Below are 22,555 nucleotides of genomic sequence, written 5' to 3' on the forward strand. Positions count from 1 at the left end.
TTTGACCGAAATTAAGGCATCCCGCTGTCGCCTTGCGTCTGGCGCTAATGTATACTGCGCGATCACGGCCGTCGCCCCACTCTGGAATTAACATATGAACAAGCGTCCAACGCTCTCCTTGAAGTCTGCCGCCAAGCCGGCCGCGCCCAAAATGCGCGCCAGTCATGCGCGGGAGCTGAAACCGGCGTTGCAGACCCACTTCCAGACCAGCCTCAAGCCCGACGCCCTGGCCTACAGCCTGATGGGCGCCGCCAACGCCATCGCCCAGGTTCGCACCGGCACCAACCTGCCGCTGGCGCTGGGCCAGGTATGGGGACGACTGCCGGAAATCACGCCGCAGGCGCGCGGCGCGATGCAGGACATCAGCTACCGCGCCATGCGCCAGCTGGGGCAGAGCGAGGCGCTGGTGGGCCTCATGGCGCCCAAGGCGCCGGAGCCGCTGGTGTCGGCCCTGCTGTCGTGCGCGCTGGCGCTGCTGGCGTCGCCCGATGAGCCGCGCCCCTACGAAGATTTCACCGTGGTCGACCAGACCGTGACCGCCGCCGAGTCGCATCCAGACACCGCCCGCGCCAAAGGCATGGTCAACGCCGTGCTGCGCCGCTTCCTGCGCGAGCGCCAGGCGCTGCTGGACGCGGTGCTGCTGCAACCGGTAGCAAAATGGAATTATCCGCAATGGTGGATCGACGCCGCCAAGACCGCCTGGCCGCAGCAATGGCAAGCCATCCTGGCCACCGGCAACAGCGCGCCGCCGCTGACGCTGCGCGTCAACGCCCGCCAGAGCACGGTAGAACAATACCTGGCCAGGCTGGCGGCCGCCGGCATCGGCGCCAACCAGATCGGCCCTTACGCGGTGCGGCTGGACAAGGCGGTCGGCGTGCAGCTGATTCCCGGCTTTGCCGACGGCGAAGTGTCGGTGCAGGACGCCGGCGCCCAGCTGGCGGCGCCGCTGCTGGACGTGCAAGACGGCATGCGCGTGCTGGACGCCTGCGCCGCGCCAGGCGGCAAGACCTGCCACATCCTGGAACTGGCCGACGCCGACGTCACCGCGCTGGACGCCGATGCCAAGCGCCTGGCGCGGGTCGGCGAGAACTTGCAACGTTTGCAACTGAAGGCTACCTTGCAGGCCGCCGATGCCCAGAATAAAGACTGGTGGGATGGCCAGCCGTACGACCGCATCCTGGCCGACGTGCCGTGCACCGCCTCCGGCATCGTGCGCCGCCATCCGGATATTCGCTGGCTGCGCCGCAAGGCCGACACGCTCCAACTTGCAACACTTTCCGGCAAAATCCTCGACAATCTTTGGCAGATGCTGGCACCGGGTGGTAAATTGCTATTCGTGACATGTTCCTTGTGGCCGCAGGAATCCGAGGCGCAGGCGGCCGCTTTTGCTGTACGACATCAGGCGGTACGACTGGATGCGCCCGGTCAATTGCTCCCCGCCGGTGGCTCCGGGCAGGATCACGATGGTTTGTTTTACGCGTTGTTCCAGAAAAATGCGTAACCTCTTGAGTACCGGCCCCCACGTGACGCGACGATTGTTTCGATTTCTGCTTGCTCCCTTGCTGCTGACGCTTGCGCTGCTGGCGATCCTGCCGCAGCCGGCACACGCCGCCGAAGGCGTGGAAATCCGCCGCGCACTGGTCGAGGCCACCGAGGACGGCTACCGTCTGTCGGCCACCTATGGCTTCGAACTGAGCCACGAGATGGAAGACGCGCTGCAGTACGGCAAGACTCTTTATTTCTACACGGAAATTGAATTCACCCGCCCGCGCTGGTACTGGTTTGACGAAAAAGCCATCACCGCGCGCCAGACCGTCAGCCTGTCGTACAACGTGCTGACGCGCCAGTACAACGTCGCCGTCAGCGGCAGCGTGCACCAGAGTTTCTCGTCGCTGGAAGACGCCCTGTTCCTGATCCGCCGTCCCAACCGCTGGCTGGTAGCGCCGCGCGGCGCCCTGAAGGTCGGCGAAAGCTATACCGTCAAGCTGAGCATGGGGCTGGACCCCAACTATGTGCCGAAGCCGCTCAAGGTCAATGCCCTCAATAATAGTGAATGGCGCCTGGCGTCGGACAAGAAAACCTTCCAGTACAAGGCTGAGTAAGTGAAACGGGCCCTGCGGTATTTATCGGTGGTTGGCGGCGCCATCGTCAGCATCCTGCTGTTCCTGCTGGCCACGGCCTCCGACAATTCCGGCTTTTTCGACCGCTCCTATGCCTGGCTGCTGGGCCTGAACGCGGCGGTGGCGGTCGGCCTGCTGCTGCTGGTGGTGGTGTCGCTGTTCCGCCTGTATTCGCGCTACAAGGCCGGCAAGTTCGGCTCCAAGCTGATGACCCGGCTGGTGCTGCTGTTCGCCGCCATCGGCGTGCTGCCGGGGCTGGTGATCTTCCTGGTTTCGGTGCAGTTCGTTTCCCATTCGATTGAATCGTGGTTCAACGTGCCGGTGGAAGAGGCGCTGAAGTCCGGCATCAACCTCAGCCGGGCAGGGCTGGACCGCGCCATCGGCGAGCTGGGCGCCACCGCCAGCCACACCGCCGAACAGCTGGCCTTGCGGCCGTTCGGTTCCGAGCGCGGCACGCTGGCGACGCTGGTCAAGGAGCAGACCGGTATGCAGAACGCCATCATTGTCGATGCCGACGGCGGCCTGGTGGTCAGCGCCCGCGCCAGCCGGGTCGGCAACCTGAGCGCCGACCTGCCGACCCGCGAAATGATGGCCACGGTCAAGAAGGAAGAGCGCTACGGCGCGGCCGAAGGCGGCAACGAGCTGCACAGCGACCTGGTCAGCGCGCCGGTGGTGCCGGCCGAGCCGGTCAACCAGCTGCGGCTGCGGGTACTGGTGCCGATTCCCGATTTTATCCAGCCCAACGGCACCCACCTGGCGCCGCGCTATCTGCAACTGATCCAGCTGGCGCCGGCGGCACTGGCGGCCGATGGCGAAACCATCCGTCGCGCCTATGCCGACTACAAGGAGCGCTTCGACGCCCGCGACGGTCTGCGCAAGATGTACCTGGTGACGCTGACGCTGACCTTGCTGTTGGCGGTATTCGGCGCCATCGCCAGCGCCTTCCTGATCGCCAGCGACCTGGCGCAGCCGCTGCTGCTGCTGGCCGAGGGCACGCGCGCGGTGGCCGAGGGCGATCTGTCGCCGCGGCCGATCGTCGCCACTTCGGACGAGCTAGGCACATTGACGCAGTCGTTCAACACCATGACGCGGCAACTGTCGGACGCCCGCAGCGCCGTCGAGCGCAACCGCGCGGCGGTGCAGAACGCCAAGGCCCACCTGGAGTCGGTGCTGGCCAATATGTCGGCCGGCGTGATGGTGCTGGACCATGAATTCCACCTGATCAGCTGCAACGACTCGGTCGAGCGCATTTTGCAGCAGGCCGGCGTGACCATGATCGGCCAGCGGCTGGACGATATCGACGGCCTGCAGGAATTCGGCGGCGCCATCGTGGCCGCGTTTGCCAGCCAAAATGCGCAATCGGCCGCCGGCCGCAACCTGACGCGGTTACACTGGCAGCGGCAGATCGAAGTGCCGCGCCAGTCGGCCGGGGTCGAGGGCAATGATTTGACGCTGCTGACGCGCGGTTCGCGCCTGCCGGTCGAGGGTGGTAGCGGCTATCTGGTGGTGTTCGACGATATCTCGGACGTGATTTCGGCCCAGCGCTCGATCGCCTGGGGCGAGGTGGCGCGCCGGCTGGCGCACGAGATCAAGAACCCGCTAACGCCGATCCAGCTGTCGGCCGAGCGCATGCAGATGAAGCTGGAAGACAAGCTGATGCCGCAGGATGCCGAGCTGCTCAACAAGGGCACCACCACCATCGTCAACCAGGTGGCGGCGATGAAGCGCATGGTGGACGACTTCCGCGATTACGCGCGCACGCCGCCGGCGGTGCTGGGGCCGCTGGACCTGAACGCGCTGATCGACGAGATCCTGCACCTGTATATCAGCGGCGAGGGCAACGACATCATCCATCCGCAGCTGGCGCCCGGCCTGCCGCTGGTGATGGGCGATGCCACCCAGCTGCGTCAGGTGATTCACAACCTGCTGCAGAACGCCCAGGACGCCATGGCGGAACTGGCGGGCGGCGCACCGCAGGCGCGCATTGACGTGATCACCGAAGCCATTCATTATCAGGGCGCGGACGGCAGCACGCGCACGGCGGTGCGGCTGGCGATCAGCGACAACGGCCCCGGTTTCGCACCGAAAATCCTGGCGCGGGCGTTCGAGCCGTACGTGACGTCGAAGGCGCGCGGCACCGGGCTGGGCCTGGCGATGGTCAAAAAAATTATCGAAGAACATGGCGGACGGATCGATATCCAGAACCATGGCGATAGAAGTGGCGCGTCGGTGTTGATTTTGCTGTTAAAGTTAGCACCGGCGTCGCAAAATAGCTAACGGCTACGAGTACAAAAATCATTGCCGTCGCAAGACGGCGAAATGAGGAAGGCAAGGGAAGATGGCAAACATTCTGGTAGTTGACGATGAAATGGGTATCCGCGAGTTGCTCTCGGAAATCTTGAGCGACGAAGGACATGCAATACAACTGGCGGAAAACGCCCAGCAGGCCCGCGAAGCGCGCGCCCAGGGTGCGCCGGACCTGGTGCTGCTCGATATCTGGATGCCGGATACCGATGGCGTCACGCTGCTCAAGGAATGGCAGCGCGACGGTTTGCTGACCATGCCGGTGATCATGATGTCGGGCCATGCAACCATCGATACGGCGGTCGAGGCGACCCGCATCGGCGCGCTGAACTTCCTGGAAAAGCCGATCGCGCTGCAAAAGCTGCTGAAGGCGGTGCAGGCCGGCCTGACCCGGGCCCAGGAAACCGTGCGGGCGCCGGCCCTGGCGCCGCGTCCGGTGGTGGCGGCGCAGCCGGAAGAGACGCCGGCGCTAGGCGGTTTCGCGGTGCAAAACCCGGCGGCGGCGATTTCCGTGCGCGGCGGCGCCACCGTGGCCGGCGCCGACAACCATATGTTCAACCTGTCGTTCGACCTGCCGCTGCGCGAGGCGCGGGACGCCTTCGAGCGCATGTACTTCGAGCACCATCTGGGCCGCGAAGGCGGCAGCATGACGCGCGTGGCCGAGAAAACTGGCCTCGAACGCACCCACCTGTACCGCAAGCTCAAGCAGCTGGGCGTCGAGCCGGGCAAGCTGGCCAAGAAAAACGCCTGATTGTGAGCGTCACCGCCGACACCGCTGCCATCCATCCCCGGCAGCCGGTGCCGACCTGGCTGGTCACCGGTCCGCGCGCCGGCGCGCGCGAGGCCGCCATTGCCGCCCTCCTGCCTAAGGAAGGGGCCAGCACCATCATTCTGGAGGGTTTGTCGGACGGCGGTTCGGCGTTATCCTTTGATCCCACGGAAGGCCCGGTTCCCTTTGATACCGTGCCGCAAGTGTTGCGTATCGCTCCAGGCTGCCTGCATTGCAGCGGCAATCTGATTTTGCGAGTAACATTAAACCGTGTGCTGCGCCGTCCCCCCGCGCGGTTATACATCAGTCTGGCCTCTGCCGAGCACCTGGAACAATTGCGTTCCTGGTTGTCCGAGGCGCCCTACGGGGCCTTGCTGGAACTGCAAGACGACATCGCGGCCTAATCCCAGCCCGCTGATTGGCCTTGAATTGGCCCGTTTTCGACCCCAATTGGGTGTTGAAGGCGGAAACGCAGGTGTTTCGCCCCCTTGAGAAAGGAAGCAAAATGAACCTCATCTACAACAGCGAGCAATACAGTGTTGTCGAATTCGGCGTCGACCGCAACCTGGACGCGTTGCGTTTCGGCGGCTATGAAATTGTCGACAAAGGCGGCAAGCGGGAAATCTTCATCGCCGGCGAACTGGCGAAAAGCTTCCGCCGCGACGTCAACGAGCTGATCGCCGGGGAACCGACGATGGCCGAAATCGACGAGTTTTTAGGCAGTTACGATGAGTTGATGAGCCAGCCCGTGTTACTGCATTAAAAAGGGCCGGCCGGTACATGGCGTGGTTATAATCACGCCATGTGCCAACTCCTCGGAATGAATTGCAATGTCCCGACCGACATTGTGTTCAGCTTTACCGGCTTCGCCATGCGTGGCGGCCAAACAGATACCCACCACGACGGCTGGGGCATCGCCTTCTTTGAGGGCGCCGGCGTACGCCATTTCGTCGATCACCAGGCGGCGGTTGCTTCTCCGATTGCCGAGTTGATCAAGCGTTACCCGATCAAATCCACCAATGTCATCGCCCACATCCGCAAGGCCACGCAAGGCCAGGTGATGCTGGAAAATTGCCACCCGTTCGTGCGCGAGCTGTGGGGGCAGTACTGGGTGTTTGCCCACAATGGCGACCTGAAGGAATTCGAGCCGCTACTGAATGGCGCCTTCCGCCCGGTTGGCACCACCGACAGCGAACGGGCCTTCTGCTACATCCTGCAACAGCTGCGCGCGCGCTTCGGCGACCAGCGGCCGCCGCTCGATGAACTGCGTTCCATGCTCAGTTCGCTGGTGCACGAGATCGCCACGCACGGCACCTTCAATATGATGCTGTCGTCGGGCGGCGAGCTGTTCGCGCATTGTTCGACCAATCTGTTCTACCTGGTACGCCAGCATCCGTTCGAGACCGCCAAGTTGTCGGACGAGGATGTCAGCGTGGATTTCGCCCAGGTGACTACCCCCAACGACCGCGTCGCCATCATCGTCACCCAGCCGCTGACCACCAACGAGCAGTGGACCGCCTTCCTGCCGGGCGAACTGAAACTGTTTATCGACGGTTGCCCACAATAAACTCAACCGTACGCCGCACCCGGTATAAATCAGATAAGATTTATATTAATTTACAGCGTCGTCGAGGTTTTTTGTGCCCATTACCGCCACATCCGGAAGCGCCACCGCCACAGTGGTCCCGCATCGGCCATCGTGGGCGGACATGCAGAAGAATTATCCCGCCAGCAGCGTGAGCACGCAGACGCTGTACGACAGCCAGATCGGCGGCAAGTTTGTCAAACTGTACGCCCAGCCCGGCTATGAAAACACCTGCGCGGTGCGCATGTCGTACGGGCTTAACCGCAGCGGCCTGAAGCTGCCGAAAGCGGCCGGCGCCGGCGCCAGCATCCAGGGTGGCGATGGCTACTGGTACTGGCTGCGGGTGACCGACCTGAAGGCCGAACTGGCGCGCCGCTTCAAGGGCGCCGATGAGGAACTCGGTCTGACCGTGATTCCCAAGACGCTGCTGACGAACGATGCCGAGCTGACCATCCAGTTCAAGGAACGCGTCAAGCAAGGGCAGGCCTTCATCGACACCAAGCTGGCCGGCAAGAACGGCATCGTCGCGTTCGAGGTCAGCGGCTGGGGCGACGCCTCCGGCCACTTCACGCTGTGGGACGGGAGCGCCAAGACGCTGGCCTACGCCGACGGCCATAACGACCCGAGCAACAACGATTTCTATTTCTGGCTGACGCAGGTGAATCCGGAGCGCACGCGCCTGATCCAGACGGTGCGGGTCAAGTTCTGGGAGCTGAAGTAATGAAGGCTGTGTTTGCCGCGCTGCTCGTGGCGCTGATGACGGTCTCCTGCAGCGCCGCCGAATCCTGCCCGCCCACCGCGCAGCAGGGCGACTGGGACGCCGCCTGTTTCGCCGGCAGCGGCCAGCAGCGCCAGGTCAAGCCGGCGCATCTGGCCAAGATCGCGTTCGACCACAGCGGCCATGCGGTGATCCGGATCGCCGAGACGTTGGAGATGGTGGCGGTGGACCGGCGCGGCAGGGTGGTGGTGCCGGGAATTTATTATGCCACCGACTTCGATTATCCCAAGCCGCGCGGCCATCTGGGGCGCTTTGTCGATGGCGGCAAGTGCGGTTATTTCGATGTGCGCGATTTCAAGGTGGCGATTCCCGCAATCTACGACAACTGCATGTCGTTCATGGACGAGAGCGCCAGCGTGTGCCAGGACTGCACGGTGTATTGCACCGACGCCGATTGCCACGACAGCCTTTTTGTCGGTGGCAAGGGATTGCAACTCGATCGGCGCAACCGCGTGCTGCGTCAGTTTGACTTGCCGACTATCGCGCAGGCTTGCCCGGGTGGGCAGTCGGGCATGCTGAAGCCCAAGGGCGGCGGCAAGTCCTGGCTGGACTGCCCGGAAGACCCCACTTCGCCGTTCAAGATGGAGACATCGCATGGCAGGTGAAATCATTCGTCAGGGCGACAAGACCAGCCACCACGGCACGGTGGTGGAGGGCTCGCCGTCCGACATTTGCCATGGCAAACCGGTGGCGTTTATCGGTCACAAGGTGTCGTGTCCTAAATGTCCCGGCACGCACACCATCGTCGAAGGCGTGGTAACCACTACGCTGTACGGCAAGGGCGTGGCGGTGGCTGGCATGAAAACTTCGTGCGGGGCGGTGCTGATCGCCAGCCAGTTCACTGACGTGGTGGAAAACGCCGGCGGTGGCGCAGGCGGCGGTGGTACGGCGGCAGCAGCGGCGGCAACGGAAGCGGCGGCGCCGGTGGTGGCTGCTGCTGCGACTGCTGCAGTGGCAGCGGCTGTCGCGGCCGTGAGCGCCGACCAGCCGGCCGAAAAGGAAAAGAAAGTGACGCGCCTGTACTGGTCGTATGGCGACGACCTGCAGCCGGTGTCGCGCAAGTCGCGGTTTTACGTCGATCTCAACCTGCACGTGGAAACCGAAAACTATGCCGCCGGCGACAGCGTCGAGGTCGATATCGCCAATGACGACGGCAGCGACGTGGCGACCGGCGTGCCCATGCTCAAGGCCAAGGGCACGGTGGCGGCGGATGGCACGGCCGTCTTCAAAAACGTGTTTTCCGGCAAAACGGTGGATATTTCAGCCAGCGCATGATGTAAATTCCCCAAGACATCGCGGTTTATTACTGTCAAAATGGAACGTGCAACAGACCGTCTTTTGATTTTGGACCCGCGATGATCGATCTCACCCTACATGACAGCGGTCCCCGGAGCTTGCGCGTGCGCGAGTTTTACCTGGGGCGCCAGCCTATTCTGGACCGTAACCAAGCCCTGTTCGGCTATGAGTTGCTGTTCCGCAACGCTCCAGTGGGGCCCGCCAACATCACCGACGACCTGAGCGCCACCGCGGCCGTGATCGCCCATGCCTCGCAACTGGGCATGGAAAAAACCATCGGCGACGCGCTGGGCTTCGTCAATGTCGACGCTAGCGTGTTGATGAGCGATATCTTTTCCTTTCTGCCGCGCGAGAAGGTGGTGCTGGAAATCGTCAACACCATGCCGGCCACGCCGGAGATCCTTGGGCGCATCCGTGAACTGGCCAGTCACGGCTTCCGCTTTGCGCTGGACGATGTGACCGGCGAAAACGAGGACGTGCTGGCGCTGCTGCCGCTGGTCGACTACGTCAAGATGGACATGCGCAATATTCCGCTGTCGACGCTGTCCAAGCTGGCGCCACGCTTCCGCCAGGAGAAGAAAAAGCTGGTGGCGGAGAAAGTAGAAACGCGCGAGGAATTCAAGAATTGCCTGGACCTGGGTTTTGACTACTTCCAGGGCTATTATTTCTCCAAGCCGGTGATCATGAGCGGCAAGAAGCTGTCGCCGTCGCAGCTGGCGGTGATGGAGCTGATGACGCTGGTCACGTCCGACGCCGACAATCAGGAAATCGAACGCGCCATCAAGCGCGACGTGTCGTTGGCCCTGAACCTGCTGCGGCTGGTTAACACACCGGCGGTCGGCGCGCGCCAGCGCATCGATTCGCTGAGCCAGGCCGTGACCATTCTCGGCCGCCGGCAGTTGCAGCGCTGGCTGCAAATCATGCTGTACGCCGAACCGAGCAAGCGCGGCCACAGCATGACGCCGCTGTTGATGCTGGCCACCACGCGCGGCCGCCTGCTGGAACTGTTGGCCGGCAAGCTGCGCCACAACCAGCGCGAGGTGGCCGATATTGCGTTCACGGTCGGCATCATGTCGCTGATGGATACGCTGTTCGGCATCCAGATGGAAGAGATCCTGGAGCAGATTCCGGTCGGCGACGAGGTGCGCGATGCGTTGCTGCATCGGGGCGGTTTCTATGGCGACCTGCTGAAGCTGGTGGAATGCATTGAACGGATCGAGGAAATGGATAACCACATCGTGCCGACGCTGCGCGACCTCGCCATGTCCACCGACGAGCTGGTGGAGCTGGAAATGGCCGCGTTCGAATGGAGCGACAACGTGGTGCGCTACGCGCTGTAGCACACCACGTGCGCCGGGTCAGGTCGCATGGCCTGCGCCCGGCCAGTGCTTCACCAATTCCGGATCGGTGCGCATTTCCCACAGCGCCAGCACCGCCACCGCAATGCCCACCACCAGCGCGTTCCACATCAGCTCGCGGTTGTCCGCCAGGCGCAGCACCCATGGCGACACCGCCACCCAGATCCCCACCAGCAGATTCAGCACCACCGCCCAGAAGTAGGTCTTGTACAGATCAAACGCCGCCAGCAACGCGATCACCGCGCCCGAGATAAACGCCGTCCACGCCTGCACGGACGGAATCGGATAGCCAAACACCCAAGGCGTGATGAAAAACCACAGGCCCAGCAGCAGGATCAACTGGTCTTGCCAGCGTTTGACGGATGGATTGTTTGCCATATTGCCTCCCAGAGTAGTCAGGCCGCCGGATGGCGGCGTCTTACTTAGTCCGCCCGCAGCCGGTAAAAGTTCATCGCGGCTTGCCAATTTGTCATGGCAACGCTATCCTGCAAGTCAAATTGAACAGCACGGAGGTGACGGTGTTATTGAGCGTGGAGCAAATTTCGAAGTCCTACGGCGCGCGCAAGGCCGTCGATGAGGTGTCGTTCAAGGTGCAGCGCGGCCAGACCGTCGGCCTGATCGGTCCCAACGGCGCCGGCAAGTCGACCACGGTTGGCATGATCTGCGGCCTGCTGCGCGCCGACGCCGGCCGCATCGTGCTCGATGGCGACGTCATCGGGCAGGGCGCCAGCGCTGCCAAGCGCAAGATCGGTTTCGTGCCGCAGGATCTGGCGCTGTATGAGGATTTGTCGGCGCTGGAAAACCTCAAGCTGTTCGGCGCGCTGTACGGGCTGAAGGGCAAGCAGTTGAAGCAGCGCTGCGATCAGGTGCTGGCGCTGGTCAACCTGGCCGACCGCGCGGCAGACGCGCCCGCTACTTTCTCCGGCGGCATGAAGCGCCGTCTCAACATCGCCGCCGCGCTGCTGCACGAGCCGCAGCTGCTGATCCTCGACGAGCCGACCGTCGGCGTCGATCCGCAAAGCCGCAACGCCATCTTTGACACGCTGGAAGCCTTGCAGGCGCAAGGCCACTCGCTGATCTACACCAGCCACTACATGGAAGAAGTGGAGCGGCTGGCCGACCATATCGTGATTATCGACCACGGCAAGGTGCTGGCCGATGAAACCCCGGCCGCGCTGTACCACCGCCTGCCGGCACAGGCGGCGCTGGCAGTGGAGCTGGCCAATGAGCCATCGGCGGCGCTGCTGGCCGGCGTGCAGGCGCTGGACGGCGTGACCACCGTCGAACGCAGCGGCGCCACGTTGAACATCGGCCTGGCGGCAGCGTCACAGGCGGCGCCGGTGCTGGCCTGGCTGGACGGGCAGGGCCATGCGCTGCTGCATTTTGCCACCGCCCGCACTTCGCTGGAAAACATCTTCCTCAACCTGACCGGCCGCAGCCTGCGCGACTGAGAGAACACCACATGACTGCATTGATAGCCCTGATCCGCAAGGATCTGATTCTCTACCTGAAAGACAAGCGTGCGCTGATGCTGCACCTGCTGATGCCGGTGGTGCTGGCGGCGTTCTTCGGTTCGCTGTTCGGAGGCGATGGCGGCGGCGACAGCACCAGCAAGATCGATCTCGGCCTGGTGGTGCAGGACAAGTCCGAGCAAAGCCAGAAAATCGCCGCCGGCCTGAAGGCGGACAAGGTGCTCAACGTGGTGGAGTTGAGTCAGGATGAGGCGCAGGCTAAGGTTCGCAGCGGCAAGCTGCCGGTGGCGGTGGTAATCCCGGCCGGCTTTGGCGAGCAGGCGTCGGCGGCGCTGTTCAGCGGCCGCGACAAGCCGCAGCTGCCGCTGTATTACGACCCGTCGCAATCGACGGTGCTGGCGATGGTCAAGGGTTTGCTGACGCAGCAGGTGATGCAGGTGACCAGCGCATCCGTCATGAGCGGCAAGAACACCCAGGCCACCGACAAGTATCTGGCCGAGTTGCCGGCCGCTGCCAGCCGCAGCCCCGAGCAGGCGCAGCTGGGTGATTTTCTCGTCAGCCTGAAGAAGTTCCAGGACCAGCGCGCCGCGGCACGAGCCGCGCAAACCGCGCCGGCTGCCGCTGGTGACAGCGCTGCTAGCGCCGTAGCGGACGCCGCCGCAGCGCCTGGCGGTATGACCATGCCGTACACCACGCAAGAAGAAGCGCTGAGCAGCGGCCCCAAGTACAACGGCTACGCGCACTCGTTCGCCGGCATGGGCGTGCAGTTCATCCTGTTCATGGGGATTAATCTCGGCATCAGCATCCTGCTGGAGCAGCGTCAGGGCATCTGGAGCCGCTTGCTAGCCGCGCCGGTATCGCTGTCGACCATCATCCTGGGCCGCGCCGTCGCTGGCGCCATCATCGCTACCGGCCTGATGGTCGCCATGTTCGTGTGCGCGGTACTGATCTTCAAGGTGCAGATCACCAGCGTGCCCGGCTTCATCGGCATGGCGATTTGCTTCGGCCTGATGACGGCCGCCTTCGGACTGCTGATCGCCGCCTTCGGCAAGACGCCGGAAGCGGCGCGCGGCATCGCCACCTTTGCCACGCTGATCCTGGTGATGCTGGGCGGCGCCTGGGTGCCGTCGTTCGTGTTCCCGCAATGGATGCAGACCGCCACCTTGGTGGTGCCGACCCGCTGGGCGGTGGATGGCCTGGACGCCGTCACCTGGCGCGGCCTGGGGCTGGACGGCGCCGCGCCGGCGATGGCGGTGCAGCTGGGCTTTGCCGCCGTGTTCGGCGCGCTGGCGGTGTGGAAATTCCTGAAAGACCAGCGCCGCTAGTGCCCGTCATTCCGGCTGATGCCGGAATGATGGTTGACGGTTACGACAGGTTGGGCGCCAGCCAGCGCTCCAGCTCGGCCTTGTCGACGCCACGGCGTTTGACCATGTCGTTGAGCTGGTCCTCGCCGATTTTGCCGACCACGAAGTATTTCGACTCCGGGTGGGCGAAGTAGAAACCGGACACCGCCGCACCCGGATACATGGCGTACGAATCGGTCAGCACCATGCCGATTTCTTCGGCCTGCATGGTGTTGAACATCTCGCGCTTGACGGTGTGTTCCGGACAGGCCGGGTAGCCCGGCGCCGGACGGATGCCGACATACTTCTCGCCGATCATCTCCTCATTGCTGAGCTTTTCGTCGGCCGCATAACCCCACAGATCGGTCCGCACGCGCTCGTGCAGGTACTCGGCAAACGCCTCGGCCAGACGGTCGGCCAGCGACTTCAGCATGATCGACGAGTAATCGTCGTGCGCGTCTTCAAAGCGCTTCTCGTACTTCTCGATGCCGAGGCCGGCAGTGACGGCAAACATGCCGATGTAATCCTTGATGCCGCTGGCCTTCGGCGCGATGAAGTCAGCCAGGCACTGGTTCGGACGCTGCACGCCATCGACCACCGGCTTGACGCCTTGCTGGCGCAGGCCGTAATAGGTGAAGTCCACGGTCGAGCGGGTATCGTCGGTATAGATTTCGATATCGTCGTCGTTGACGGTGTTGGCCGGCAGCAGCGAGATGACGCCATTGGCGGTCAGCCAGCGGCCGTCGATCAGTTTCTTCAGCATGGCCTGGCCTTCCTCGTAGACCTTGCTGGCCGCCTCGCCCACCACCTCGTCGGTCAGGATGGCAGGGAAGGGACCGGCCAGGTCCCAGGTCTGGAAGAACGGGCCCCAGTCGATGTATCTGGCGATGGTGCCGAGGTCGACGTTTTTAAATTCGCGGCGGCCGATGAACTTCGGCTTGACCGGGGCAAACGCCAATTTCATCTTGTTGGCGCGGGCGTCGGCCAGCGACAGGATCGGCAGCGCCTTCTTGTTGGCGTGCTGTTCACGGATGCGCTCGTAATCCTGTTCCAGATCGGTGATGTACTGGTCGCGCGATTCCGGCGTCAGCAGCGATTGCGCCACCGATACCGAACGCGACGCATCCGGCACATACACCACCGGACCGTCGTAGTTGTGGGCGATCTTGACCGCCGTGTGGGCGCGGCTGGTGGTGGCGCCGCCGATCAGCAGCGGAATCTTCAGCATGCGGAAGTGTTCGTCGCGCTGCATTTCCTTGGCCACGTGGGCCATTTCTTCCAGCGACGGCGTGATCAGGCCGGACAGGCCGATGATGTCGGCATTCTCTACCTTGGCGCGCGCCAGGATCTCGGAGGCCGGCACCATGACGCCCATGTTGACTACTTCAAAGTTATTGCATTGCAGGACCACCGACACGATGTTCTTGCCGATGTCGTGCACATCGCCCTTGACGGTGGCGATGACGATCTTGCCCTTCGGCTTGGCGACGATGCCGGTGCGTTTTTCTTCCGCCAGCTTTTCTTCTTCGATGTACGGAATCAGGTGTGCCACGGCCTGCTTCATCACGCGCGCCGACTTGACCACCTGCGGCAGGAACATCTTGCCCTGGCCGAACAGGTCGCCGACGATGTTCATGCCGTCCATCAGCGGACCTTCGATCACGTGGATCGGGCGGCCGCCCTTGGCGGCCACGGCGGCGCGCATTTCTTCGGTATCTTCGGTGATCCACTGGGTGATGCCGTGCACCAGCGCGTGCGCCAGGCGCTTTTCGACCGGGGCGTTGCGCCATTCCAGGTTGGCGGCGTCCTGCTTGCCGGCGCCGGCTTTCAGCGTGCCGGCGATTTCGATCATGCGTTCGGTGGCGTCGTCGCGGCGGTTCAACACCACGTCCTCGACGCGTTCGCGCAGTTCGGCCGGCAGGTCGTCGTAGACGCCGACCATGCCGGCGTTGACGATGCCCATGGTCATGCCGGCCTTGATGGCGTGGTACAGGAACACGGTGTGGATCGCTTCACGCGCCGGGTCGTTGCCGCGGAACGAGAACGAGACGTTGGAGACGCCGCCGGAAATCTTCGCGTGCGGCAGGTTTTCTTTGATCCAGCGGGTGGCGTTGATGAAGTCGACCGCGTAGTTGTTGTGCTCTTCGATGCCGGTGGCGATGGCGAAAATGTTCGGGTCGAAGATGATGTCTTCCGGCGGGAAGCCGACGGTGTCGACCAGCAACCGGTAGGCGCGCTCGCAGATTTCGATCTTGCGTTCGAAGGTGTCGGCCTGGCCTTTTTCATCGAAGGCCATGACGATGACGGCGGCGCCGTAAGCCAGGCACAGCTTGGCCTGGCGGATGAATTCCTCTTCGCCTTCCTTCATCGAGATGGAGTTGACGATGGACTTGCCCTGCACGCATTTGAGGCCGGCTTCGATCACCGACCATTTGGACGAGTCGATCATGATCGGCACGCGCGAGATGTCCGGTTCCGAGGCGATCAGGTTGAGGAAGCGGGTCATCGCCGCTTGCGAATCCAGCATCGCCTCGTCCATGTTGATGTCGATTACCTGGGCGCCGTTTTCCACTTGCTGACGCGCCACGCTCAATGCCTCGTCGTATTGCTCGTTGAGGATCATGCGGGCGAAGGCTTTGGAGCCGGTGACGTTGGTGCGTTCGCCAACGTTGACGAACAGCGAGCTGTCGTCAATCGTGAACGGCTCCAGGCCCGACAGGCGCTGCGCCACCGGCACCTGCGGCAGGCTGCGCGGCTCGACGGTCGACAGGATCTCGCCGATGGCCTTGATGTGGTCCGGCGTGGTGCCGCAGCAGCCGCCGGCGATGTTGACGAAGCCGGCTTCGGCGAAATCTTTCAGCAACGCCGAGGTGTCGGCCGGCAGCTCGTCGAAGCCGGTGTCGCTCATCGGGTTGGGCAGGCCGGCGTTGGGGTAGATGCAGACGAAGGTGTCGGCGATCTGCGACAGCTCTTCGGCGTACGGACGCATCAGCGCCGCGCCCAGTGCGCAGTTGAGGCCGATGGTCAGCGGCTTGGCGTGGCGCACCGAGTTCCAGAACGCCGGCACGGTCTGGCCGGACAGGATGCGGCCGGAGGCGTCGGTCACGGTGCCGGAGATCATCAGCGGCAGGCGCTCCTGCGCCGGATGCTCTGCGTAGAATTTTTCGATGGCGAACAGTGCGGCCTTGCAGTTCAGCGTGTCGAAGATGGTTTCCACCAGCAGCAGGTCGACGCCGCCTTCGATCAGGCCCTTGGTCTGTTCGTAATACGCATCCACCAGCTGGTCGAAAGTGATGTTGCGGGCTGCCGGGTCGTTGACGTCGGGCGAGATCGACGCGGTCTTCGGCGTCGGGCCGAGCGCGCCGGCGACGAAGCGCGGCTTGTCCGGCGTGCTGTACTTGGCGGTGGCGGCGCGCGCCAGCTTGGCGGCGGCCACGTTCATTTCGTAGGCCAGGTGGCCCATGTAATAGTCGTCCTGCGCGATCCAGGTGGCGCCGAAGGTGTTGGTCTCGATCAGGTCGGCGCCGCCGGCCAGATAGCGCTCGTGGATTTCCTGGATCACGTGCGGCTGGGTCAGCGTCAGCAGCTCGTTGTTACCCTTGACGAACAGTTCGCGCGCACCGGAGCCTTCCGGCGCGGCGAAGTCGATGAACTGGCCTTGCGGGCCGCCGCGGTAGGCGGTTTCATCCAGTTTGTACTGCTGGATGATGGTGCCCATCGCGCCGTCGAGGATCATGATGCGGCGGGCGAGAATGGCGCGCAGCTGGGCATCGGTCTTGGACATGACGGGACGGGACACGTTGTTATTCATTTAATATCTCTAAGGTCGTGGGGAGGCGCGCCGGAAGGCTGAGGGCGGTCTAAGATTATACGGCATCCCTGAATATGCTTCAGCCAACAGCGGCATCGCCGCAACAATCTGCTGTTTCGTCTATCTGATTCACCTCAACAGTGGCTCTCCGCAGGCAGCGCACCATCCAACAGTGTGCGCCAAATCGCGCTCTATACTGAGACGGAGCGGCCATGAAATTTGTATGGGACGAACGCAAGAACCAAAGCAACATTAAGAAGCATGGTGTGAGCTTTGATGAGGCAAAAGAGGTATTTGATGGCCTTCCGGTAGTTTATTTCGACGTTGAGGGGCCATTGGGGGAAGATCGCTATGTAGCCATTGGCTTTTTAGGTTCGCGATTGCTGGCGGTGGTATTTGTAAATCGGGAAGCTGACACGACGAGAATTATCTCGGTCCGCAAAGCGTCAAAGTCTGAGGAGAAGCGATATGGACGAGGATATTGATTTGAGTGATATTCCTGAACTGGGTGAAGAATTCTTTGCGAAGGCACGAAGACTTGGACCATTGGTTGAAAAGAACAGTGTGGTTGTTGATAGCGATATCTACGAATGGTTTAGGTCCACCCTTCCTGAGCCAGAGCGTTCGAAGCGGATTAGTCAGGTGTTGCGCATCTATATGCAGCGCTATCAGGCGAGACTAGCGGCACTTGGCTAAGGCTAGCGCGTCGGCCAGGCGGTCGTTGCCCCAGTACATTTCGGTGCCGACGAAGAAGGTGGGGGCGCCGAACAGGTGCAGGGCCTGGGCTTCGTCGTTGCGGGCGCGCAGGCGGGCTTTGTTGTCGTCGGACTGGGCGGCGGTCAGCAAGGCTGCGGCGTCGAGGCCGATGCCGGTGAGGATGGCGGCGATCACCTCCGGGTTGCCGATGTCTTCGTCATGCTCAAAATTGGCCAGCATGACGCGCGCGCAAAATTCCGCCATCCACGGCTGATGCTCGCCCAGCAACGCCACGCGCGCCGCCAGCAGCGAGCGGCGTGGAAACTCGGACGGCTGGCGCCACGGCAGCCCATACTTGGCGCATTCGCGCGGCATGTCCTTCCACACGTAATCGCCCTTGTCCTTTTGCAGCACAAACGGCGAGTTGTCCCAGCCCTGCGCCTGGAAGATCGGCCCCAGCAGGAACGGCTTCCATTGCACGATCACGTCTTTTTGCCGCGCCAGTCGCAGCACGCTGAGGTAGCTGTAATTGCTGGCAAAATCGAACCAGCAGGTGATTTCAGATGCGGACATAGCAGTCTCCTTTATACTTCCTGATTTGCACAGTTTAGGAAGTGTAGATGAATATCACTTTGACCATGCGATTGCTGTGCGCCGTCGGCGCGCTGGGGCTGGCGCTGAATGCGCAAGCGGATAGTCTGGCGTCGTCGGCGTCGAGCGCGAGTTCGGCCTCCAGCGGCAGCGTGTCCGATTCGCTGGCCGGTTCCAGCAACAGCTCGAACAACAAAGGCCACCGGACGGCGGACGCCGATTACCGCATTATCGAAATCGCCGCCACGCCCGGCCGCGCCGAGCGCACCCGCGTCACGCTGCAGGCCGACGATCCCGACCAGCGCATCGTACTCGACTTGCCGCACACCACCTTCGACAAGCAGCAGCTGGCCGTCGGCGATACGATGTATGCGCATAACCGCGTGTACGGCATCGAATTCGGCCGCGCCGATAATCGCCAGCCGTTCTATCTGGTGCTGGCCGATGAGTGGTATGGCGAACTGGCGTCGCGTCCGCTGAGCCTTTGAGACTCGTCCGCACGCTGGCGCTGGGCCTGTTGATGGCCGCCGCCACGGCTGGTCAGGCGCAGGCTTCGTCCGGCCGCTTCTGCGACCGTTCGCATGAGCTGAGCGCGGCCGAGCAGGACCGCCTGCTGCGCTTCGCCGCCGTGCTGCGCGACGAGCTGGCCGCCACCGACAACGGCGTGGCGCTGGTCAGCCGTTCCGGCCTCGACCTGTCGCGCTTTCACATCCGCTATTCGCATGGCGCGGTGGCCTGGCGTTCGGAGCAGGGCGCGTGGTCGGCGCGCCAGCTGTATTACGCCTGCGATGAGGGCCGTCCGCGCATCTACGATCAGGGCCTGGCCGGCTTCGCTATGGGCACCGACGATCCGCAACTGGGCTATGTCAGCATTGTGCGCCTGCCGCCGCAGGCGGTACTCGCGCTGAGGCCGGCCTTGCTAGATACCTCGCGTGCCTTGCACCTGCTCTTCGCGCAGTACAGCGCCAACGCCTACGCTTACGGCCTGCAATACCAGAACTGCAATCAATGGCTGATCGAAATGCTGGCCGCCGGCTGGGGCGATCTGCCGGATGGCGACGATTTACGCGAACGCGCGCAGCAGTGGTTGCGTGAGCAGAACTATGCGCCGCAGCCGGTCGAGGTCGGCTCACGCTGGCTGATGCTGGCGTCGTATTTCGTGCCGCTGCTGCATCTGGACGATCACCCGGATGAAGACCGCGCCGCGCTTCAGCTGCATATCAGCCTGCCCAGCACGGTGGAGACGTTTGCGCGCGACCGCTTTCCGCAAAGCGAACGCGTGGAGATCTGCCATGACGACAAGCAGATCGTCATCCATCGCGGCTGGACGCCAATCGCCGATGGCTGCAAGGCCGGCGACGGCGACCGCGTTGTATCGCTCACTGACTGAAGCGTCGTCGCCACACCACACTGCTTACATGCCGGCCGGGGAACGCCGATGCGCGGATGTAGCAATCATCAATAAACCACGCTGTCACATGGATGAAGCCACGCGCTTCCAGAAAGCGGCGAATCGCCTGCCGCGTCGGCTGGTGATTGTGTTCGACGGTAATGACGTTGAACGTGTGGCTATCGAATGGGAAACTCTTCAGCAATAACAGCTCAGTGCCCTCGGTGTCCAGACTCCAGTAGTCGATCACTGGCGGCGCCTTGGCCAGTGCCAGCGCGGTGGCGAGCGTCATGGTGCGCTTGCTGACGAGGGGCGGCAAACCGTCGGCGTCCAGTGGCAGGCGCTGGGTTCTGACGGCGTATGCCAGTTGTTCCGGACCGAATTCATTGAACAGGCCGCCCAAGGTGCCGGCCGCTTCGAGGAAGGGCAGGTCGGTCTCGCGGTCGTACAGGCAGGCATGCAGGCACATGCAGCGGCGCGTATGGATCAGCTTTTGGTAAAACCCGTCGTTGGGCTCGACGCACAGGCCGCGCCAGCCGAATTCGCGCTCCAGCAAGACTGTGTTGCTGCTGCGGATGCCATCAGCGGCGCCGGTGTCAAGGAAGAATCCGTCGCGCTGGCCGTTGAGTAATTGCAGCACCAGGCGGTCCTGGCCGAACTGGGACGACATAGGCGCACCTGTCAGCGATGGCGGCCGAAGGCGGGGGAGCGCCATGCGCTGTTGTGCCGGCCCCAGCGCGTTTCCAGGTCGGGGCGGCTGCTGAGGCTGCGGTGCAGTTGATCGTGTTCCCGCTGGCCATACAGCATCGTGACATTGATGCGGTGATGTTCGAATCCCGGTTTGAAATGTACTTCGTGGGTGCCGTGGAACAGGTCGGAATTGAACAGCACGCAGCGATTGCGGCGATACGGAATGTAGGTCGCCCGCGCCCGGTTCTCGCGCAGGAAGGCTTTGATGATGTCGGTGCGGCCGTTGTAGGTGTGGAAGTCCCACGCTAGCGGCGCGTCAACGTCGTAGACCTTCATGCCGCCGGTGTCGGGGGACAGGTTGCAGTCGTCAGGCGTCAGCCAGAAATTGACGTTGACGGCGGCGAAGTCGGCGTGCAGGTTCACGTCGGCCGGCAGGTCTTCGGCATTCTTGAAGCCCCAGATTTGGCGCAGCGGGTAGCGCGATGTAATGACACGCGGCAGTGCCGCCTGCAACTCCTCGGCGACCTGTAGCAGCAGCGGGCAATTAAAGCCGTCCTGGAAAAATGCGCCGAAGCGGCCGAAGGCGTAGCGGATGCCGGTCCACACCGTTGCTTGCATGGCGAAGCGGTGCAAGCCTTCCAGTGCTGGCGGCGTTAAAAAATCGTCGATGACCACCAGGCCCTCGCCATGTTCGAGAAAGCGCGCTTCGATGTCGCGCGGATTCCAGCTGGGCGATAGTGCGCGCTCCACACGGCCCACTTCCGGCACGTGGACGATGCGGTTGTAGGTGTTGCCGATCAGTGCGCGTTCGGCGTCGCTCATTTCTTTGCGTGCTTCCGTTTGGCCGGCGGCCGCCATGCGGTCGGCGAGGTGGCGGTAGATGTTGATGGTGGCGTCGAATGTGGCGTCCAACAGCCCCAGTTGGCGCAGATAGCCGAACTGGCCGGCGTCGTGGCGCAGCTTGCTGACGGTGAGGATGTCGCGCGGGACGCGGGGCAGGGCTTGCCCGGCAGAGCGGCGCTCGGGATGCCATGGGCTGCGCCAGCGGTAGGCCAGCAGCTTGCCTAGCTCGCCCATCAAGATGAAGTCGCCTTGTTGCATCGCGCGCTCCAGCGCGGACTGGGCCCAGTGGTAGGCGGAATCGCCGGCGGCCATTTCCTGTTGCCAGAGCGCTTGTGCGGCGTTGATCTCGCCGTTGCTTAGTAACGTGAGCAGCCGACGGCGTCGGGCCGCCGGCAAGGCGTTGTCGGCCGGCGTGGCAGCGGCGGGGAGCAGGTCGGCCAGGCTCATGGCCGTTCGCCCGGGCCTTGCTCGGACCAGAAGTCTTCCAGTGCGCCGGAGCGTATCAGGTGGCGGGCGTAGCTGGTCAGCGCTTCCAGCGTGATGATGACGTGGCTGGTGCCCAGGAAGCGTTCGGTGTTGAGCGTGGTGGCGGTGGTGATCGGCGAACGTGTCATGCCGGTATGCGTGAACGGCGTGGTGCTCGGATGGGTCTTGTCGGTGGTGTCGGTGATGTAGGTTTTCCACGTGACGGCGGTCAGCGTGGAGTTCAGGTCGGTGCCGGTGGCGTCGGTGGCATCGGTGGCGTCCGTTCCGGTAGCATCCGTGCCCGTCGTATCGGTGCCGGTGTTGTCGGTACCAGTGGTGTCGGTACCGGTAGCGTCCGTACCGGTGGCGTCGGTCGCGTCGGTGCCGGTGCTGTCTGTGCTATCGGTGCTGTCGGTGCTGTCGGTAGCGTCAGTGCTGTCGGTGCTGTCGGTGCCGGTGCTGTCGGTGGCATCGTCCGTGCCTTCTTCACCGAAATGGTGCCAGCGGCCGAAGATCACTTGCAGCCAGTTGTCGTCGAGCTGGATGCGCGCGGTGTCATGCAGCGCAAAATGCGCCAGCGCGGACACGACATGCGGCGCGCGTTGCTCGACCACGGCGGCGGAAAAATCCCGCACAAAGCGCTGCTGCGTGATGGGCTCTTGGCCATCGCTGCGCATGGCGTAATCCCGCAGCCAGGAGATCAGGTAGTTGTTGGCCAGGCAGGAGTAAATCAGGTAGTTCATCGCAGCGGCTTTGTCCGGCGCGATGCGCTTGCCATTGATGTATTCCGATGCGATCTGGGCCGGGTCGGTGATGAACTGTTCGCGCAGCAGAAAGTCCGATGCCAGCGCGCGGAACAGGGCATCAAGGCGCCGTTGCAGCGCTAGTTGTTTCCGCGTGCCACCTTTGTGAGCGTCCATGATGCCTCCTCGATTCCTATGGTTGAGGATCGAGTCTAGGCAGGAAAATAAAGGGGGTCTATTTAAATGGCGTGAAGATTTGATGAGCGCCAAACAACGGCGGAATATTCTTCCGCCGTGTGCC

Annotated in this window: 23 protein-coding genes; 17 read left to right on the forward strand and 6 right to left on the reverse strand. The window is 63.1% G+C overall.

Annotation, left to right across the window (positions count from 1 at the left end; all coding sequences use genetic code 11):
* The first annotated feature begins 94 nt into the window (after positions 1–94).
* The 11 genes from rsmB (at position 95) to HH213_RS15325 (ending at position 10,192) form a co-directional block, all read left to right on the forward strand.
* The gene (gene rsmB / locus HH213_RS15275) at positions 95–1,501 is read left to right on the forward strand and encodes a 16S rRNA (cytosine(967)-C(5))-methyltransferase RsmB (protein ID WP_169112780.1); all 1,407 of its coding nucleotides are present in this window, start codon (positions 95–97) and stop codon (positions 1,499–1,501) included.
* Positions 1,494–2,102: a DUF4390 domain-containing protein gene (locus tag HH213_RS15280; protein WP_110847462.1), complete on the forward strand. Its 609-nt coding sequence runs from the start codon at positions 1,494–1,496 to the stop codon at positions 2,100–2,102. Before rsmB ends, HH213_RS15280 begins: the two co-directional genes overlap by 8 nt.
* Positions 2,103–4,397, forward strand: coding sequence for a sensor histidine kinase (locus tag HH213_RS15285; protein WP_110847461.1), 2,295 nt, complete (start codon positions 2,103–2,105; stop codon positions 4,395–4,397).
* Positions 4,398–4,458: 61 nt separating this feature from the next.
* Complete coding sequence (locus tag HH213_RS15290) at positions 4,459–5,175, forward strand: response regulator (protein WP_110847460.1); 717 nt, start codon at positions 4,459–4,461, stop codon at positions 5,173–5,175.
* A 2-nt stretch (positions 5,176–5,177) separates the two neighbouring features.
* Positions 5,178–5,597: a GTPase gene (locus HH213_RS15295; RefSeq protein ID WP_229263016.1), complete on the forward strand. Its 420-nt coding sequence runs from the start codon at positions 5,178–5,180 to the stop codon at positions 5,595–5,597.
* A gap of 101 nt (positions 5,598–5,698) precedes the next feature.
* Positions 5,699–5,956: a BTH_I0359 family protein gene (locus HH213_RS15300; protein ID WP_110847458.1), complete on the forward strand. Its 258-nt coding sequence runs from the start codon at positions 5,699–5,701 to the stop codon at positions 5,954–5,956.
* A gap of 39 nt (positions 5,957–5,995) precedes the next feature.
* A complete protein-coding gene (locus HH213_RS15305; protein WP_169112781.1) occupies positions 5,996–6,760 on the forward strand; it encodes a class II glutamine amidotransferase in 765 nt (254 codons plus the stop codon).
* A gap of 142 nt (positions 6,761–6,902) precedes the next feature.
* Positions 6,903–7,499: a type VI secretion system amidase effector protein Tae4 gene (locus tag HH213_RS15310; RefSeq protein ID WP_110847456.1), complete on the forward strand. Its 597-nt coding sequence runs from the start codon at positions 6,903–6,905 to the stop codon at positions 7,497–7,499.
* Positions 7,499–8,161 carry a hypothetical protein gene (locus HH213_RS15315; RefSeq protein WP_169112782.1) on the forward strand — a complete coding sequence of 221 codons (663 nt, stop codon included), beginning with the start codon at positions 7,499–7,501 and terminating at the stop codon, positions 8,159–8,161. Before HH213_RS15310 ends, HH213_RS15315 begins: the two co-directional genes overlap by 1 nt.
* Positions 8,151–8,831, forward strand: a complete 681-nt coding sequence (locus HH213_RS15320; RefSeq protein ID WP_169112783.1) for a PAAR domain-containing protein — start codon at positions 8,151–8,153, stop codon at positions 8,829–8,831. The genes HH213_RS15315 and HH213_RS15320 overlap by 11 nt, the downstream gene beginning before the upstream one ends.
* Positions 8,832–8,911: 80 nt before the next feature.
* Positions 8,912–10,192, forward strand: coding sequence for an EAL and HDOD domain-containing protein (locus HH213_RS15325; RefSeq protein ID WP_169112784.1), 1,281 nt, complete (start codon positions 8,912–8,914; stop codon positions 10,190–10,192).
* 18 nt (positions 10,193–10,210) lie between these two features.
* On the opposite strand, the gene HH213_RS15330 is transcribed toward HH213_RS15325, so the two are convergent.
* On the reverse strand, positions 10,211–10,588 hold the full coding sequence (locus HH213_RS15330; protein ID WP_110847453.1) for an SPW repeat protein: 378 nt from the start codon (positions 10,586–10,588) through the stop codon (positions 10,211–10,213).
* 119 nt (positions 10,589–10,707) lie between these two features.
* Here HH213_RS15330 and HH213_RS15335 point away from each other — a divergent pair, with 119 nt between their 5' ends.
* Both HH213_RS15335 and HH213_RS15340 read left to right on the forward strand, forming a co-directional pair.
* The gene (locus HH213_RS15335) at positions 10,708–11,661 is read left to right on the forward strand and encodes an ABC transporter ATP-binding protein (protein ID WP_229263017.1); all 954 of its coding nucleotides are present in this window, start codon (positions 10,708–10,710) and stop codon (positions 11,659–11,661) included.
* Between the two features lie 11 nt (positions 11,662–11,672).
* The gene (locus HH213_RS15340) at positions 11,673–13,007 is read left to right on the forward strand and encodes an ABC transporter permease (RefSeq protein WP_169112786.1); all 1,335 of its coding nucleotides are present in this window, start codon (positions 11,673–11,675) and stop codon (positions 13,005–13,007) included.
* A 40-nt stretch (positions 13,008–13,047) separates the two neighbouring features.
* Here the strand turns inward: HH213_RS15340 and metH are convergent, their stop codons facing one another.
* A complete protein-coding gene (metH, locus tag HH213_RS15345) occupies positions 13,048–16,809 on the reverse strand; it encodes a methionine synthase (RefSeq protein ID WP_169115199.1) in 3,762 nt (1,253 codons plus the stop codon).
* A 239-nt stretch (positions 16,810–17,048) separates the two neighbouring features.
* On the opposite strand from metH, the gene HH213_RS15350 reads away from it, so the two are divergent.
* Both HH213_RS15350 and HH213_RS15355 read left to right on the forward strand, forming a co-directional pair.
* Positions 17,049–17,321, forward strand: a complete 273-nt coding sequence (locus HH213_RS15350) for a BrnT family toxin (RefSeq protein ID WP_169112787.1) — start codon at positions 17,049–17,051, stop codon at positions 17,319–17,321.
* Entirely contained in the window at positions 17,305–17,532 is a 228-nt protein-coding gene (locus HH213_RS15355; protein WP_169112788.1) for a hypothetical protein, read from the forward strand. The genes HH213_RS15350 and HH213_RS15355 overlap by 17 nt, the downstream gene beginning before the upstream one ends.
* On the opposite strand, the gene HH213_RS15360 is transcribed toward HH213_RS15355, so the two are convergent.
* Complete coding sequence (locus tag HH213_RS15360) at positions 17,515–18,105, reverse strand: 2-hydroxychromene-2-carboxylate isomerase (RefSeq protein WP_110847447.1); 591 nt, start codon at positions 18,103–18,105, stop codon at positions 17,515–17,517. The two genes, HH213_RS15355 and HH213_RS15360, sit on opposite strands and share 18 nt — an antisense overlap.
* Before the next feature lie 47 nt (positions 18,106–18,152).
* On the opposite strand from HH213_RS15360, the gene HH213_RS15365 reads away from it, so the two are divergent.
* Both HH213_RS15365 and HH213_RS15370 read left to right on the forward strand, forming a co-directional pair.
* Positions 18,153–18,611, forward strand: coding sequence for a hypothetical protein (locus HH213_RS15365; protein ID WP_169112789.1), 459 nt, complete (start codon positions 18,153–18,155; stop codon positions 18,609–18,611).
* A gap of 32 nt (positions 18,612–18,643) precedes the next feature.
* Positions 18,644–19,513 (forward strand): DUF2145 domain-containing protein, encoded by an 870-nt coding sequence (locus tag HH213_RS15370; protein WP_169115201.1) that lies wholly within the window; start codon positions 18,644–18,646, stop codon positions 19,511–19,513.
* On the opposite strand, the gene HH213_RS15375 is transcribed toward HH213_RS15370, so the two are convergent.
* The 3 genes from HH213_RS15375 to HH213_RS15385 are packed head-to-tail and all read right to left on the reverse strand — an operon-like array spanning position 19,503 to position 22,431.
* On the reverse strand, positions 19,503–20,183 hold the full coding sequence (locus HH213_RS15375; RefSeq protein ID WP_169112790.1) for an FkbM family methyltransferase: 681 nt from the start codon (positions 20,181–20,183) through the stop codon (positions 19,503–19,505). The genes HH213_RS15370 and HH213_RS15375 overlap by 11 nt on opposite strands.
* Before the next feature lie 11 nt (positions 20,184–20,194).
* On the reverse strand, positions 20,195–21,493 hold the full coding sequence (locus tag HH213_RS15380) for a hypothetical protein (RefSeq protein ID WP_169112791.1): 1,299 nt from the start codon (positions 21,491–21,493) through the stop codon (positions 20,195–20,197).
* Complete coding sequence (locus HH213_RS15385; RefSeq protein ID WP_169109986.1) at positions 21,490–22,431, reverse strand: hypothetical protein; 942 nt, start codon at positions 22,429–22,431, stop codon at positions 21,490–21,492. Before HH213_RS15385 ends, HH213_RS15380 begins: the two co-directional genes overlap by 4 nt.
* Positions 22,432–22,555: the final 124 nt, after the last annotated feature.

The sequence above is a fragment of the Duganella dendranthematis genome (genome assembly GCF_012849375.1).
GTDB lineage: Bacteria > Pseudomonadota > Gammaproteobacteria > Burkholderiales > Burkholderiaceae_D > Rugamonas > Rugamonas dendranthematis.